The sequence below is a fragment of the Sphingomonas aurea genome (assembly GCF_030678875.1).
GTDB classification, from domain to species: Bacteria; Pseudomonadota; Alphaproteobacteria; order Sphingomonadales; family Sphingomonadaceae; genus Sphingomonas; species Sphingomonas aurea.
The window spans coordinates 396,471-410,299 of the sequence record NZ_JAUUDS010000001.1 but is presented as its reverse complement, the minus strand read 5'-3'; the positions used below and the strand labels follow the sequence as shown (position 1 = coordinate 410,299).

At 70.2% G+C, this 13,829-nt stretch carries 16 protein-coding genes and 2 tRNA genes; 2 read left to right on the top strand and 16 right to left on the bottom strand.

What is annotated here, in order from left to right; genetic code table 11:
* Positions 1-105 precede the first annotated feature (105 nt).
* Entirely contained in the window at positions 106-813 is a 708-nt protein-coding gene (fdhD, locus tag Q5H91_RS02110; RefSeq protein ID WP_305172352.1) for a formate dehydrogenase accessory sulfurtransferase FdhD, read from the top strand.
* Here fdhD and Q5H91_RS02105 read toward each other — a convergent pair.
* The 3 genes from Q5H91_RS02105 to Q5H91_RS02095 all read right to left on the bottom strand — a co-directional run bounded on the left by Q5H91_RS02105 (position 770) and on the right by Q5H91_RS02095 (position 3,340).
* Positions 770-846: transfer RNA gene (locus Q5H91_RS02105), tRNA-Met, on the bottom strand. The genes fdhD and Q5H91_RS02105 overlap by 44 nt on opposite strands.
* A 44-nt stretch (positions 847-890) precedes the next feature.
* A complete protein-coding gene (locus tag Q5H91_RS02100; RefSeq protein WP_305171564.1) occupies positions 891-1,412 on the bottom strand; it encodes a 2'-5' RNA ligase family protein in 522 nt (173 codons plus the stop codon).
* Positions 1,409-3,340 carry a potassium transporter Kup gene (locus Q5H91_RS02095; protein ID WP_370655201.1) on the bottom strand — a complete coding sequence of 644 codons (1,932 nt, stop codon included), beginning with the start codon at positions 3,338-3,340 and terminating at the stop codon, positions 1,409-1,411. The genes Q5H91_RS02100 and Q5H91_RS02095 overlap by 4 nt, the downstream gene beginning before the upstream one ends.
* A gap of 204 nt (positions 3,341-3,544) precedes the next feature.
* Here Q5H91_RS02095 and Q5H91_RS02090 point away from each other — a divergent pair, with 204 nt between their 5' ends.
* Entirely contained in the window at positions 3,545-3,766 is a 222-nt protein-coding gene (locus Q5H91_RS02090) for a DUF3072 domain-containing protein (protein WP_305171563.1), read from the top strand.
* Here the strand turns inward: Q5H91_RS02090 and Q5H91_RS02085 are convergent.
* The 13 genes from Q5H91_RS02085 to gspJ form a co-directional block, all read right to left on the bottom strand.
* On the bottom strand, positions 3,763-4,422 hold the full coding sequence (locus tag Q5H91_RS02085; RefSeq protein WP_305171562.1) for a tetratricopeptide repeat protein: 660 nt from the start codon (positions 4,420-4,422) through the stop codon (positions 3,763-3,765). The genes Q5H91_RS02090 and Q5H91_RS02085 overlap by 4 nt on opposite strands.
* Positions 4,386-4,778 carry a cytochrome c-type biogenesis protein gene (locus Q5H91_RS02080; RefSeq protein ID WP_305171561.1) on the bottom strand — a complete coding sequence of 131 codons (393 nt, stop codon included), beginning with the start codon at positions 4,776-4,778 and terminating at the stop codon, positions 4,386-4,388. Before Q5H91_RS02080 ends, Q5H91_RS02085 begins: the two co-directional genes overlap by 37 nt.
* A complete protein-coding gene (locus Q5H91_RS02075; RefSeq protein WP_305171560.1) occupies positions 4,775-5,302 on the bottom strand; it encodes a redoxin family protein in 528 nt (175 codons plus the stop codon). Before Q5H91_RS02075 ends, Q5H91_RS02080 begins: the two co-directional genes overlap by 4 nt.
* The gene (locus tag Q5H91_RS02070) at positions 5,299-7,209 is read right to left on the bottom strand and encodes a heme lyase CcmF/NrfE family subunit (protein WP_305171559.1); all 1,911 of its coding nucleotides are present in this window, start codon (positions 7,207-7,209) and stop codon (positions 5,299-5,301) included. The genes Q5H91_RS02075 and Q5H91_RS02070 overlap by 4 nt, the downstream gene beginning before the upstream one ends.
* Positions 7,206-7,640, bottom strand: coding sequence for a cytochrome c maturation protein CcmE (gene ccmE / locus Q5H91_RS02065; RefSeq protein WP_305171558.1), 435 nt, complete (start codon positions 7,638-7,640; stop codon positions 7,206-7,208). The genes Q5H91_RS02070 and ccmE overlap by 4 nt, the downstream gene beginning before the upstream one ends.
* A gap of 100 nt (positions 7,641-7,740) precedes the next feature.
* The gene (gene ccmC, locus Q5H91_RS02060) at positions 7,741-8,466 is read right to left on the bottom strand and encodes a heme ABC transporter permease CcmC (protein ID WP_305171557.1); all 726 of its coding nucleotides are present in this window, start codon (positions 8,464-8,466) and stop codon (positions 7,741-7,743) included.
* Positions 8,467-8,597: 131 nt separating this feature from the next.
* Entirely contained in the window at positions 8,598-9,650 is a 1,053-nt protein-coding gene (locus tag Q5H91_RS02055; protein ID WP_305171556.1) for a Glu/Leu/Phe/Val family dehydrogenase, read from the bottom strand.
* Between the two features lie 98 nt (positions 9,651-9,748).
* Positions 9,749-9,825: transfer RNA gene (locus Q5H91_RS02050), tRNA-His, on the bottom strand.
* Between the two features lie 49 nt (positions 9,826-9,874).
* Positions 9,875-10,600: a type II secretion system protein N gene (gene gspN / locus Q5H91_RS02045; protein WP_305171555.1), complete on the bottom strand. Its 726-nt coding sequence runs from the start codon at positions 10,598-10,600 to the stop codon at positions 9,875-9,877.
* On the bottom strand, positions 10,597-11,073 hold the full coding sequence (gene gspM / locus Q5H91_RS02040) for a type II secretion system protein GspM (protein ID WP_305171554.1): 477 nt from the start codon (positions 11,071-11,073) through the stop codon (positions 10,597-10,599). The genes gspN and gspM overlap by 4 nt, the downstream gene beginning before the upstream one ends.
* Positions 11,074-11,083: 10 nt before the next feature.
* Entirely contained in the window at positions 11,084-12,181 is a 1,098-nt protein-coding gene (gspL, locus tag Q5H91_RS02035; RefSeq protein WP_305171553.1) for a type II secretion system protein GspL, read from the bottom strand.
* A complete protein-coding gene (gene gspK, locus Q5H91_RS02030; RefSeq protein ID WP_305171552.1) occupies positions 12,178-13,167 on the bottom strand; it encodes a type II secretion system minor pseudopilin GspK in 990 nt (329 codons plus the stop codon). The genes gspL and gspK overlap by 4 nt, the downstream gene beginning before the upstream one ends.
* Positions 13,157-13,807, bottom strand: a complete 651-nt coding sequence (gene gspJ / locus Q5H91_RS02025) for a type II secretion system minor pseudopilin GspJ (protein ID WP_305171551.1) — start codon at positions 13,805-13,807, stop codon at positions 13,157-13,159. Before gspJ ends, gspK begins: the two co-directional genes overlap by 11 nt.
* Positions 13,808-13,829: the final 22 nt, after the last annotated feature.

The following is a 13,829-nucleotide window of genomic DNA, read 5'->3' as shown; positions in this document are numbered from 1 at the left end:
GAGGCGGTCGTGGTGCTGCGGCCCGATCGCCACGTTCCCGACACGCGGACCGTCGCTGTCGAGGCGCCGGTCGCGATCGAGGTCGATGGCATCGGCTATGCTGTGATGATGATGACGCCGGCCGACCTGCCAGCGTTCGCGACCGGCTTCATGCTGACCGAGCGGCTCGCCGACACGGCAGCCGACATCGTCGAGATCGATGCCTTTGAGGCGGAGGCCGGCTGGATCGTCCGCGTCGCACTCGCCGAGCATTGCCGCGGCCGCATCCAGGACCGGGTTCGCCATCGCAGCAGCGACACCGGCTGCGGGCTGTGCGGGATCGCCAGCCTCGAGCAACTGCACCGGCCAGTCGCGAACCACCCTGCCCGCCCGACGACTGATGCAGCCGCCCTGTTCGCGGCGATCGGTTCATTGCGCGATCATCAATCACTCAACCGCGCTACCGGTGCGGTCCATGCCGCAGCAGCGTGCGATGCCCGTGGCGGCATCGTTGCCGTGTGCGAGGATGTCGGGCGCCACAATGCGCTCGACAAACTGATCGGCCGGCTGATGCTGGAAGAAATCGACGCGAGCTTCGTGCTGGTCACCTCGCGCATCAGTTTCGAGATGGTGGACAAGGCGCTGGTGCTCGGCACGCCGCTGCTGGTCGGGGTATCGGCGCCGACCAGCATGGCGATCGACCATGCCCGCGCGCACGGACTGGCGCTGGTCGCGCTGGCCAGGGCCGACGCGATGCTGGTGCTCAACGATCCGTATGAAACCTTCGGGCTGGTAGCGAAGGAGGGACTTGAACCCCCGACCCCAGGATTATGATTCCCGTGCTCTAACCAGCTGAGCTACTTCGCCTCAGCCCGAAGGAGCGGCGCCTATAGGAAGCGGCGCGAAGACGGTCAAGCGAACATATGGCGCGACAGCGCTTCCCAAGGGCCGCCGCGATACCACCAGGTCGCCACGCCGGCGAGTTCGATCGGTCGCGGATGAAAATCGCGGGCCAATCCCTCCATCAGCAGCTTGGCGACGGATGGCTGAACCTTGTTCTGGATCGTGACGTGCGGACGCCATCCGCCCGCATCCTGCGGGGTCAGCAGCGGTGCGAACGCGTCGGCGAGCATGTGGCGGATCGCCGCCAGTCCCGGTGATTCGATGCGATAGGCGACGCCCCGCCCCAGCGACATCAGCCCGGCGACCCGCGCATCGGGCGCGCGAAGACCGCGGGTTTCCTGGTTCAGGCGATGCTTCAGCTCCGCCTCGCACGATGGTGGCAGGTGGTGAAACAGCGTGCAGTGCGCGGCCAGCACGTTGCGCTCGGGCGGGAAATGCTGGGCACGCTGCGCGTCGAACCAGCCCTGATCCCGTCGCCCGAACAGCGCGGTGACGATGATCGGTGCCGGGATCGACGCCCCCTCGCTCAAATCTCCACCTGGCTGCCCAGCTCGACGACGCGGTTGGACGGCAGGCGGAAGAATTCCATCGCACTTTCCGCGTTGCGCAGCATCCAGGCGAACAGCTTCTCGCGCCACAGCGCCATGCCCGGCCGGTCGGATGCGATCAGGGTCTGGCGCGACAGGAAGAAGCTGGTGTCCATCATCTTGTATTCAGGCCCCGCCCCCGCCGCATGTTTCAGCGCGGCGGGCACGTTCGCCTCTTCCATGAAGCCGAAGCGGAGGACGACCCGGTAGAAGCCGTGGCCCAGATCCTCGCGCTTCACGCGCTGGTCCTCGTGCCAATAGGGCTGGTCGGCGATGGCGACCGTCAACAGGACGATGCGGTCGTGCAGCACCTTGTTGTGCTTCAGGTTGTGGAGCAGCGCGTGGGGCACGCCTTCGGCGGTCGAGGTCATGAAGACCGCGGTGCCGGGCACGCGGCTGGCCGAGGTGGCGGCGCTGGCGATGAACACCTTGATCGGCATCGCCGCCTCGCGCAGCCGCTCGATCATCAGCTGCCGCCCCTTCGACCAGGTGGTCAGCACGGTGAAGACGACCGCACCCGCCAGCAGCGGGAACCAGCCGCCATCGGGCACCTTGGTCAGGTTGGACGAGAAATAGGCCCCGTCGATCGACAGGAAGACGCCCTCGAAGATGCCCAGCGCCCAGAACGGCCACTGCCACACCCGGCGGATCAGCACCCCGACCATCAGCGTGCTGATGAACATCGTGCCCGTTACCGCGATGCCGTACGCCGCGGCGAGGTTCGACGATTCCTTGAACCCGAAGATCAGCAGCAGCACCATGACCATCAGCGCCCAGTTGACGACCGGGATATAGATCTGCCCCGCCTCCGACGCGCTGGTATGCTCGATGCGCAGCCGCGGCATCAGGCCCAGCTGCACCGCCTGCTGCACGACGCTGAACGCGCCGGTGATGACCGCCTGGCTGGCGATCACCGTCGCCATCATCGACAGGATGACCAGCGGCAGGCGCCAGCCCTCCGACGCCATCAGGAAGAAGGGGTTTTCCGCGGCGCCGGGCTGGTCGAGGAGCAGCGCCCCCTGTCCCAGATAGTTCACCATCAGCGCCGGGAAGACCAGGTACAGCCACGCCACCTCGATCGGGCGGCGGCCGAAATGACCCATATCGGCGTAGAGCGCCTCCGCCCCCGTCACCGCCAGCACGACCGAGCCGAGCGCCAGGAAAGCGAGCATGCCGTCGTCGGCGACGAAGCGAAACGCCCAGCGCGGATCGATCGCGGCGATGATATCCGGCCGTCCGGCGATGTTGATCGCCCCCAGCACGGTCAGCGTCACGAAATAGACGAGCATGATCGGGCCGAACAGCTTGCCGATCCCGCCGGTGCCGCGCGCCTGGATGTAGAAGAGCGAGACCAGGATCGCCACCGCGATCGGTATCACGAACGCGCCGAAACCCTGCTCGACCGTGGTCAGCCCCTCCGCGGCGGACAGCACCGAAACAGCCGGTGTAATCATGCAGTCGCCGAAGAACAGCGCGGTGGCCAGTACGCCCAGGATGACCAGGCTGGCGCTCCACTTCCCCTTGGCGCCGCCAGTCCGCCGCTGGATCAGGGCGAGCAGCGCCAGGCTGCCCCCCTCGCCATTATTGTCGGCGCGCAGGACCAGCAGCACGTATTTCATCGTGACGATCAGCAGCAGCGACCAGAAGATCAGGCTGACGACGCCGAAGATATGCAGCTGGTCGACCGCCAGCGGGTGGTGGCCGACGAACACCTCCTTCATCGCGTAGAGCGGGCTGGTGCCGATGTCGCCATAGACGACACCGATCGCGCCCAGCGCCAGCCGGGCGAGCCCCTGCTTGGGATGATGGTGATACGTCGTCGCATCCTGCGGCGGCGCGTCGGGCAGCGGTGCTGCCCGTTCCGTGCTCACGACCATGTGATCCCAGCACGATAGGGGCGCAGCCGCCCACTCACGCCCCTGTCCGTCATTTCGCGCCCGTACACCCGCTGGCGGGCACACGCAACGGCCGTTGATGCAGGGACGCCGAACCGACGCGGGCCGGGTAACCCATGACATCTCGCTGCCGGAACACAATGGGAACACAAGGGTTTATCGCGACGAAGGAGATCATGCGTGACCGACACCGCCAATCCGAAGAGCGAGCCCTTCTCGAATGCGGAGAAGGATCCGGACGACTGGACCACCGGCGACGAGCCGATGACCGGCGCACAGGCCAGCTATCTGAAAACGCTGAGCGAAGAGGCGCATGAGGATTTCGACGAGACGTTGAGCAAGGCGGACGCATCCAAGCGGATCGACGCGCTTCAGGCGAAGACCGGGCGCGGCGCCTCTTAACGACCCGTCGCCGCGCGCAGGCGGCGCAGCATGTCGAGGCGCAGAACGATCGCCGGCCGGTACTCGGCCGTCGGCGGAGCCAGTGCTACGGCACGGCGCCACGAGGCCTCCGCCGCGGCGAAATCATCCGCGCGCAGCTGTGCCAGTCCCCGGAAGAAGGGCGGACCGGGACTGCGCGGGTCGAGCTGCGCTGCGCGGTCGAAGGCCAGCTTGGCCGCGGGCGACAGCTGCCGGTCATGCCGGGCGATCGCGTCACCGAGCGCGGTCCAGAGCTGCACGCTGGTGCCGTCGTGGCGAAGGCCGCCGAGCAGCGCCTCGACCTCGTAGCGCGGAGACCCTGTCCGGGCGAGCGCGTCGGCGGCGGTCAGATACGCACCGGCAACGCCGAACCGCCCGAACATGCGGCCCCGCAGCTCGACGATCGACTCGTCGCTCGCCATCAGCCGTTCGTCGGTCGCGGCGGGGCTCGCCGACAGGTCGGGCGAGCCTTGCAGGGCATAACCGGTCGCCGCCAGCATCAGCGCCGCGCCGACCAGCGACCAGAGCGGCCGGGCGACGCGGAGCAGCAGCAGCGCCGCAAAGGCGCCGCTCGCGAGCAACAGGAGCGCCAGCCAGCCCATCAGCGCCGCCGCCGGAAGCTGCCGCGCGCGAGCCACGCGCCGATCGCCAGCAGCGCGATCGGTGCCAGCCAAAGCGGCCAGGTGACGGGGCTGAGCGGCGGATCATAGCTGATATAATCGCCGTAGCGGCCGATCAGCCATGCGCGGATCGCCGCCGGCCGCTCGCCACGGCGGATGCGGTCGCGGACCAGCGCGCGCATGTCACCGGCCATGGTCGCGTCGCTGTCGGCGATCGACTGACCCTGGCAGACGACACAGCGCAGCGTCTCCATCAGCGCCCTCGCCTCCGCCTCGCGCGTCGGATCGGCCAGCTGCGTGTCGGCGAGCGCCGCCGGCACCTGGGTCTGGGCAGTGAGCGAGAGGGCCAGCAGGGCGGCAGCGAGGCGCCTCATTTCAGCGCCTTCCAATCGGCGATCAGGCCGTCGACGTCGTCGGGGCGAATGTCACCGACATATTGGCGTACGACGCGGCCCTGGCCGTCGATCAGGAACGTCTCGGGCACGCCTGACGAGCCGAGCGACAGCTGGACCGCGCTGTCGCGATCGTCGCCGATCCGCTGATAGGGGTCGCCGTTCCGCTCCAGGAACCGGCGCACGTCGACGGCGGTGTCGCGTATCGCGATGGCGTCGATCGGCACGCCGGCCGCCTTCAGGCGGAGCAGTTGTGGCGCTTCGGCGATGCACGGGATGCACCAGCTGGCGAAGACGTTCAGCAGGCGCGGCCCCTGCCCCGTCAATGTGGCACGCGACAGACCGGGACGACCGGGGATCAGCGGCTGGAGCGTGAAGTCGGGCAGCGGCTTGCCGACCAGCTGCGAGTGGACGACGCGGTCCGCCGGCCGGAATAGCCCGGCCGCGACGACCGCGAGCAGGACGAGGAAGCCGATCAGCGGCAGCCAGGGCAGCGGACGCTTCACGCCACTGCCTCCTGCCGCCGCCGCATCAGGCGCCCGGCAAGCGACAGCGCGCCGCCCAGCGCGATCAGCGCGCCGCCTGCCCAGATCAGCGTCACGAACGGCTTCCACCACAGCCGCAGCTGCCAGCGTCCCTGTCCGTCCGGCTGGCCGAGCACGGTATAGAGCTGACCGTCCGCGACGGTCGCGATCGCTGATTCGCTGGTGGTGGTCGGCGGGTCGGAGAAGGTTCGCGACTGCGGGTAGAGCCGGCGCACCCCCTCGTCCCGCTCGACGGTCAGCCGCGCCTGCAATGCCGACCAGTTGTCCGCCACGACCGGCGAGATCCCGTCGAGCGTCACCCGCCACGGGCCGACCCGCGTCGCCTGCCCCGGCGCCAGCGCCACCAGCCGTTCCGCCGTGAACGCCGCATCACAGGCCATGCCGGCGAGCGACACCGCGATGCCGAGATGGGCGATCACCATGCCCCAGGTGAACAGCGGCGTGCGCCGCAGGTTTCGCCCCCAAAGAGGCGCGACGCTCGCCACCGCCAGCCCCGCCGCAAGGCTCAGCCCGAGGAGCGGCAGCACCCCGATCGGCATGGCCGCGAGCAGCGCGACGACGAACGCGACGCCGGTCGCGACCAGCGGCCAGGTAATCCGCTCCGCCAGCGCGCTCAGGTCGTCGCGGCGCCAGCGCAGCAGCGGCCCTACACCCATGATCGCGACCAGCAGCAGCGCGATCGGCCCCGCCGCCTTGTTGAAGAAGGGCGGCCCCACCGAAAGCTGCACGCCGAACCCCGCCGCGACGATCGGATAGAGCGTGCCGATCAGCACAATACCCAAGATCACCGACAGCAGCAGGTTGTTGGCGACCAGCCCGCCCTCGCGGCTGACCAGCTCGAACGTGCGACCCTGCCGCACGGTCCCGACCCTGAGCGCGAACAGCGTCAGCGCCCCGCCGATATAGATCGCCAGCAGCGCCAGGATGAACGCGCCACGCCGCGGATCGACGGCAAAGGCGTGGACGCTGGTCAGGATACCCGATCGGACCAGGAAGGTGCCGATCATCGACATGGAAAAGGCGACCACCGCCAGCATCACCGTCCACGCGCGCAACCCGTCGCGGGTCGCCAGCACCGTCACCGAATGGAGCAGCGCCGTCGCCGCCAGCCACGGCATCAGCGACGCATTCTCGACCGGGTCCCAGAACCACCAGCCGCCCCAACCCAGCTCGTAATAGGCCCAGTAGCTGCCGGCGGTGATACCGATCGTCAGGAATATCCAGGCGCCCAGCACCCATGGCCGCATCGCCCGCGCGAACTCGCGCTCGACATCGCGGGTGACGAGCGCGCCGACCGCGAAGGAGAAGGCGACCGACAGCCCGACATAGCCCGCGTAGAGCGTCGGCGGGTGAAAGGCGAGGCCGGGATCCTGGAGCAGCGGGTTGAGCCCCGCGCCCTCCGTCGGCGCCGGATAGAGCCGCGCGAAGGGGTTGGAGGCGAGTAGCAGGAAAGCGTAGAAGCCCAGCGCGATCGCCGCCTGCGCGCCCAATGTCGCAATTGCCGTGCGCTCGTCCAGCTGGCGCTCGAACAGCGCAACCGCTCCGCCGGCCAGCCCCAGGATGGTGACCCAGAGCAGCATCGAGCCCTCGTGATTCCCCCAGGCACCGGCGATCTTGTAGATCCACGGCTTTGCCGAGTGGCTGTTCTCAGCGACCAGCTTCACCGACATGTCCGACTGCTGGAACACCGCGATCAGCAGCAGCATCGCCGCCGCCGCGAGTACGCCTTGCACGATCGCCACCGGCCGCACCGCCGCCGACAGTTCGGGCGCGGCCGGGCGCACGAGCCCCAACGCCGCCAGCGCGAGCTGGAGCGCGGCGAGCGCGGCGGCGATCCACAGCGCGGCAAGACCCGCCTCGGCGATCACTGCTCCAGCGTCTTCGTCTCGTGCATCTTGCCGGCGAGTTCGGGGGGCATGTATTTCTCGTCGTGCTTGGCAAGCAGGTTGGTGGCGACGAACGCGCCGTCCGGCCGGAACTGCCCCTCGGCCACCACGCCCGATTTTTCCCGGAACAGGTCGGGAACGATACCGGCGAAGGTGACCGGCGTGGTCGCCCGGCCGTCGGTCACGACGAAGTGGACGGTGACGCCGTCGGCGGCGCGGCGAACCGATCCTGCCTCGACCATCCCACCCAGCCGCACTGCCTTGCCCAGCGGCAGGCCGTTCCTGGCGACATCGGACGGTGCGTAGAAGAACGCCGCCTGGTCGCCGAGCGCCGACAGCGCGAGCAGCGCCGCCGCAGCAACCGCGGCGAGGGCGAGCAGGACGAGCGTCAGCCGCTGGTTCTTCGCGGTCATGGCCGCTCTGCGGCGCGCATCGCGCGCCAGCTGACGAATGCCAGCACCGCCGCGCCGATCAGGGTGACCGCATAGGCGGCCGTTACGAAGGGCCAGGGGTTCATACAGTCGCCATCCGGCGCAGCCGCGCTTCCGACTTGGCCATCGCCAGCATCGCGCGCATCCGCATCAGCACGATCGCCCCGAACAGGAGCGAGAAGCCGAGTAGCATGATCGGCAGCGGCCACAGGATCGCCGGCGCGATCGACGAGCGGGTCAGCCCGATGCTCGGCCCCTGGTGCAGCGTGTTCCACCACACCACGGAGTAGCGGATGATCGGCAGCAGCACCGTGCCCGCGATCCCGAACACCGCCGGCACCCGCCCGTCGCCGCCGCGATCGGCGTCGGCGCGGGCGAGCGCGATGAAGGCGCAGTAGACGAAGAACAGGAGCAGCATCGAGGTCAGCCGCCCGTCCCACTGCCACCACGTTCCCCAGGTCGGCCGCCCCCAGATCGATCCGGTGACGAGGCAGATGGCGGCGAACACCGCCCCCGGCAGCGCGACCGCGCGCGCGGCGATTGCGGCGAGCGGGTGGCGCCAGACGAGGAGCGCGATCGACGACAGCGCAATACCGCTCCACCCGCCCATCCCCAGCCAGGCGGCGGGAACGTGGATGTAGAGGATGCGGACCGTCTCACCCTGAAGATAGTCGGGCGGCGTCTGCGTCAGCCCTGCCCAGCAGCCGATCGCAACCAACACCGCGCCCAGCCAGAACAGCACCGGCGTCAGCGGCCGGGCGATCTTCAGGAAGCGGGCAGGATTGGCGAAGGCGTGGAGGCTGGGCACGGTAGGCGCCTGATATGGCAAGTTGGGGGCTGCGTCACCAGTCCGTATGGCCCGCGGCCGATTGTCGCTGACACTCCACCCCTCGTCATCCCGGCGTGCGCCGGGATGACGAACGGGAGTGTAGGACGATCCTACCCCCGCCCGATCAGACCGCGCGCGATCCGGTCGGCGACATGGGCAGCAGGCTCGCCGGAGCGCTCGCTCTCGTCCCATACCTCGACCAGCCGGTCGGGGATGCGGGCGATGCGCGCCATTACCTCGGCCTCGTCGCCGTGACCGAGATATTCCAGTCCGACATTGATGATGCCGCCGGCGTTGATGACGTAATCGGGCGCGTAGAGGATGCCGCGATCATGGACGCGCTGCCCGTCGGCCGGGGTGGCCAGCTGGTTGTTGGCGCCGCCGGCGATCACGCGTGCCTTCAGGTCGGCAATGCTCGCCTCGGTCAGGATTGCGCCAAGCGCATTGGGGCTGACCAGATCGACGTCCTGTACCAGGATAGCCTCGGGCGCGACGACGGTGGCGCCCAACTCACCGGCCATCGCGTTGGCGCGGCCCTCGTCGACATCGGCCAGCGTCAGCACCGCGCCGTCACGCGCCAGCAGCCGGGCGAGCCCCCCGCCGACCGAGCCCAGACCCTGGATGGCGACGCGCACGCCCTTCATGTCGGTCGCACCCAGCCCGCGCGCGGCGGCGGCCTTCACGCCCAGATAGACGCCGTGCGCGGTATAGGGGCCGGGGTCGCCGCCCGCCGCGCCGCTGGCGACGGGCAGGCCGGAGACGTAGCGGGTCTGCCCGGCGATGACCTTCATCCGCGCCTCGGACATGCCGACATCCTCGGCTGTGACATAGCGGCCGCCCAGCGACTCGACCGCGCGGCCGAACGCCTCCAGCTGCGCGGTGGAGATCGTCGCGCCCGGCCGGTCGGCGAGAACGACGCCCTTGCCGCCGCCCAGCTCCAGTCCTGCCATCGCGTTCTTGAAGCTCATGCCGCGCGACAGGCGCAGCGCGTCGGTCAGCGCGCGCTCGTCAGAGGCATAGTGCCAGAAGCGGACGCCGCCGGCGGCAGGCCCCAGCTTGGTCGAGTGGATAGCGACGATCGCCCGCAGCCCCGAATCCGGGTCGCTGAACAGGTGAACGCCCTCATGCTCGTCGAAGTCGGGAAGGCCCCATGCGGTCGGCATCGCTTACTCGCCTCGTAATTCCGTAACGGCGGCGTGAAATATTGTTATTGAGCGGCTTTGGCCAGCCCCAATGCGCGATTGTCAGGATGGTGGAGGAATGGGGCGACCGACGGGACTTGAACCCGCAACTTCCGGCATCACAAGCCGGCGCTCTAACCAATTGAACTACGGTCGCCGCAGAAGGTCTGCGCCCCTAGCGGTGGAGACGGACGATCGTCAAGCTATCAGAAGCTGCCTTCGACCGAAAGTGCGTAGCCGGCCGGTCCCCGGACGAAGCCCGCCGCCTCCAGTCGCTGCGCCGCGACCGGATCGGCAGGGCGCACCGCCAGCTCGGCGGTATAGCGGCCGTTGCCGGCGATGCGAAGATTGACGACCTCGGTTCCCGCCGGGCCACTCAGTGGCAGCAGCAGCGCCCCCGCGTCGCAGCGCGCGGCCCCGGCGACCGATGGCGGCACGCCGATCCCGGCGACGTCACCCGACAGCAGCGCGCGCACCCGCCCCTCGGCGATCTTGCAGCGATCGTCCTCGAACTGCACGGTCAGGTCGTCCAGGTCGATGCTGGTGACCGGCAGCGGCTGGAACGCGCGACCGGTGGTGATCCGTCCGGTCATCGCGCCGACGCCGTAGCCGTGGCGGCTGACATAGGCATCGCCCGACAGCGGCGGCACGCCAATGCCGCCCGGCCCCTCCAGCGCGAGCGCCGCACGCCCGCCGAACAGCGCCAGCGGCGACAGGCGGGCGCTGAGGTCGCCGACCGCCAGGTCACCGAAGCGCGCCTCGCTCAGTGTCGCGCCCCAGATGCTGCCGGTGACCGACCGGGCGCGCAGGCCCATCTCGCCGGCGTCCGCCCAGCCGAGCACCAGCCGCATCGGCAGGAAGACGATGAGGGCGATCAGCAGCATCGCGCCGAACAGCGCGGCCGGGCCGGTGGACAGGCGGATGCGCCTCATGTCGCGCGGCTCCTCAACACCAGGCGGGCGGCAACGGTGCGGTCGCCATTGTCGGTCAGGGTCGCCGACTGGACGACGATGCCACCCCGCTCCAGCCGGGCCAGCCAGGCGGTCAGCGCCGCGCCGCGTGCCGACTGGATCGACAGGTTGACGCTGCCGTCGTTGCCGGGATCGAGGCTGCCGATCGGAAAGCCCGCCTCCTCGGCCCGGAGACGAACCGTGTCGGCGAGCGTGCCGGCGAGCGGCCGCACCCGCGCCGCCTTCGCATCGCGCAGTGCCTCGACCCGCGCCGCCGTCTCGCCATAGCGGATGACGGCGGTGGTGTGCGCCTCGCGCGCACTCGACAGCGCGTCGTCGAGCGGGCGGAGGATCAAACCCCAGACGATCGTCACGGCCAGCAGCGCGGCCATGACCAGCAGCAGCCGCTTCTCGCGCAGCGAGCGCCCGTCGAACCAGGTACGCAGGCCCCTCATCGCCGCCCCCTCATCGCCGGCTGACCGTCAGCTCGCCGGTCACCCGGCCACCGTTCGACTGGAACACGCTGGCGCGGACGCGGAAGCCGGCGGCCTCCAGCGCGTTCTTGAGGTCGGTGGCCAGCGCCTCGCGTTCCGTTGCGACGGTCAGGCGCAGCTCGCCGGTGTCGGTGAAGTCGATCGCGGTCACTTCCGTCCCCGGCACGCTGCGGATCGCCGCAAAGGCGGCCGCGGTGGTGGTGGTGAAGCCCAGCCCCGGCCCGATCACCCGCCGTCCGCGCTCGTCGAGCTGGCGGTCGGGATCGGTCAGCGTCTCGCCACGCGGCAGGCCCGTGGCGGCGAGCGCGTCGGCGCGGGCGTTCACCGTGTCGGCGGCGACGTCGTACTTCGCCAGCCGCACCAGCGAGATCGCGAAGGAGACGAGCAGGATCGCGCCGCCATACATGGCCAGCCGGCGGATCAGTCGCCAGTCGATCGCCAGCTTGCGGCGCCGCGCGAACGCGCCCTGGCGCAGGTCGAGCACCGGCGCGGCGGCAGCGGCGGCGAGCGCGCGCTCCAGCGGGTCGCGGACCAGCGGCTTGACGGGTGCGCCGGCGGTGACCAGCTCGGTCAGTTGCGCCTCGTCGGCAAAGCCGCTGGTACGGCCGCGGATGACGCCGACGCCGCCGACAGTGGCGCGGTAATACCCCTCGTCGGGCTGCGGCAGCAGCATCGGCGCGGGCACCAGCGCGATCGGATCGACCCCCGCGGCAGCGAGCATCGCCAGCCACTCGCGCATGGCCGCGGCCCCTACCACCGCGATCGGACGATCGGGCGATCCGGCCCCGCCCTCGCCGACCGCCACATGGAGTTCGCCTGTCGTCGCTGCGCTCGCCTCGGCGGCGAGGATGCGCGCGGCGGCAGTTGCCTGTGCGACCGAGCGGCCGGGCAAATCCGCCCAGTGCAGCGTCACCGCATCAGCGGGCGCGACCGCGACGACGCGGTCACCCTCGGGCGGTGTCCCCTCGCCGCGCGCCAGCATGCCGGTGTCGCCGAAGCGCATCCAGCGCAGCCCCACGGGTGCGTCGGGGTCCGGCAGGCCGGGCGGAAGGAACAGCAGGGTCGTCATGTCTCCTCCCCCCATTGCCGCGACACGAGCCCGACGGGAAGCCTTGTCGCGTCGATCAGCGCATGTTCTTCCACCTGAGCGCCCGGCAGCGACACGTCGATGGCCAGATCGAACCAGCCGGTGGTGACCGCCGTCTGCTGCCCCGCCTCGATCGGCGCGGTCATGCCGGTCCACACCGCGGCTGGATCGCTCCAGCCTTGGAGCGGCCGACGCAGCAGCTGCTGGCGCGCCGCCTCGACCGACACGGTGTCGGGCGCCAGCATGGCGAGGAGCGGCGCCCGCTCGGGCAGCAGCGTGTTGACGTTGATCCGCGCCGGCGAGACGGTCGGCAGTGTGCAGACCCAGGGGCGGATCTGCGTGTAGAGTTCGGGCGTCATCCCCGCCACCGCGCGCAGCTCGCTGCGATCGGCCATCAGCGTGCCGCCGGTGCGGTATGGCAGCTGCTGGCCGGTATAGCGTGCGTCCTCGGCACCGCTGACCTGCTGCTCGTCGTCGGTGTCGATCCAGTCGGCGGTGCTGCCCGCGACCTGCTCGGCAACCTGCGCGGGGATGCCGATCAGCCGCAGCAGCCGGGTGAACTGCACCCGCGCGCCGAAATTGGTCGCATAGACGCCTGGCGTCACCTGTAGCGCCAGGCTGTTGAGGTTGAAGCAGTTGCCGCCATCGCTGACCCGTGCCGTCGCGACGCCGCCGCCGGGCAGCGGCAGGCCGAACGGTCGCCCGCTCCAGTCGCCGAGCAGGGTGACCCGTTGGTTGCTCTGCGACAGCAGGTCGCCGACCCGGACCATCGCCAGCGCCTCTGCCGCCACGGCATAGGCACGAGCCTGCTCGACCGCGGCGGCGTTGCCGGCCAGTCGTGTCGACAGGCGCAGCTTCTCCAGCCCGGCGCCCGCCATCACTGCGATGACCGCGACCAGCATCAGCACGGTCAGCAGCGCCGCACCCCGCTCCCCGGCACGTTCCGGCGGGCGGGGATCAGGTCGCATTGCCGGTCTGCGCAGGGGCGTTCGCGGCATAGCCGGTGCCGACCAGGAACATCGCGCGGTACTGCGCGCCATTGCTGCGGACCAGCCGCACCTCGATCGCCTGGGGCAGTGCGACGCCCGAGGCGCCGTCCCAGCGGTCGCTCCACGCGCCGCCATAGCGATAGCGCATCACCAGCGCCCGCACCCCCGGCAGCATCGGCGTCGGCGGCAGCGGCGCCGCGCCGTCGAGCCGGGGAAAGCCGGTCCGCACCAGATTTTCGCCGTCGACGGTCCATGCCACCTTCTGCTCGCCGGCGCGCGGCGCGGCATCGATGTTGGTCCAGCCGCCGCGAACCAGCAGCAGGCTGGTCGGCTCGCCGATGAAAGCGGGGCGAAGGATGCCGCCCTCGTCGCGGGTCGGCCGAGCCACCGCCTGCGCCAGGTCGGCGGACAGGACCGACAGCGTCCGCGCGAGCGCCGCGCCCTCGTCCAGCCGCGCGCCCGAGGCGGCCTGCGCGCGGATGCTGAACGACAGGATCGCGACGCCGGCGGCGGCGATCATGCCGAAAATCATCAGCGCGACCATCACTTCGACCAGCGTGAAGCCGTGTTCGGCGGATCGCCTCAAGGGCGTGAAGCCGTGTTCGGCGGAACGCCTCACGGGCGTGAAGCCGTGTTCGGCG

What these genes read in the sequence shown, in the direction of transcription:
- fdhD (WP_305172352.1), top strand. Translation starts at nt 106, where the DNA reads ATGATGATGACGCCGGCCGACCTGCCAGCGTTCGCGACCGGCTTCATG.
- ccmE (WP_305171558.1), bottom strand. Translation starts at nt 7,640, where the DNA reads ATGACCGCGAAGAACCAGCGGCTGACGCTCGTCCTGCTCGCCCTCGCC.
- gspM (WP_305171554.1), bottom strand. Translation starts at nt 11,073, where the DNA reads ATGAGGGGCCTGCGTACCTGGTTCGACGGGCGCTCGCTGCGCGAGAAG.
- gspL (WP_305171553.1), bottom strand. Translation starts at nt 12,181, where the DNA reads ATGACGACCCTGCTGTTCCTTCCGCCCGGCCTGCCGGACCCCGACGCA.
- Q5H91_RS02055 (WP_305171556.1), bottom strand. Translation starts at nt 9,650, where the DNA reads ATGCCGACCGCATGGGGCCTTCCCGACTTCGACGAGCATGAGGGCGTT.
- gspN (WP_305171555.1), bottom strand. Translation starts at nt 10,600, where the DNA reads ATGAGGCGCATCCGCCTGTCCACCGGCCCGGCCGCGCTGTTCGGCGCG.
- Q5H91_RS02080 (WP_305171561.1), bottom strand. Translation starts at nt 4,778, where the DNA reads ATGAGGCGCCTCGCTGCCGCCCTGCTGGCCCTCTCGCTCACTGCCCAG.
- gspK (WP_305171552.1), bottom strand. Translation starts at nt 13,167, where the DNA reads ATGCGACCTGATCCCCGCCCGCCGGAACGTGCCGGGGAGCGGGGTGCG.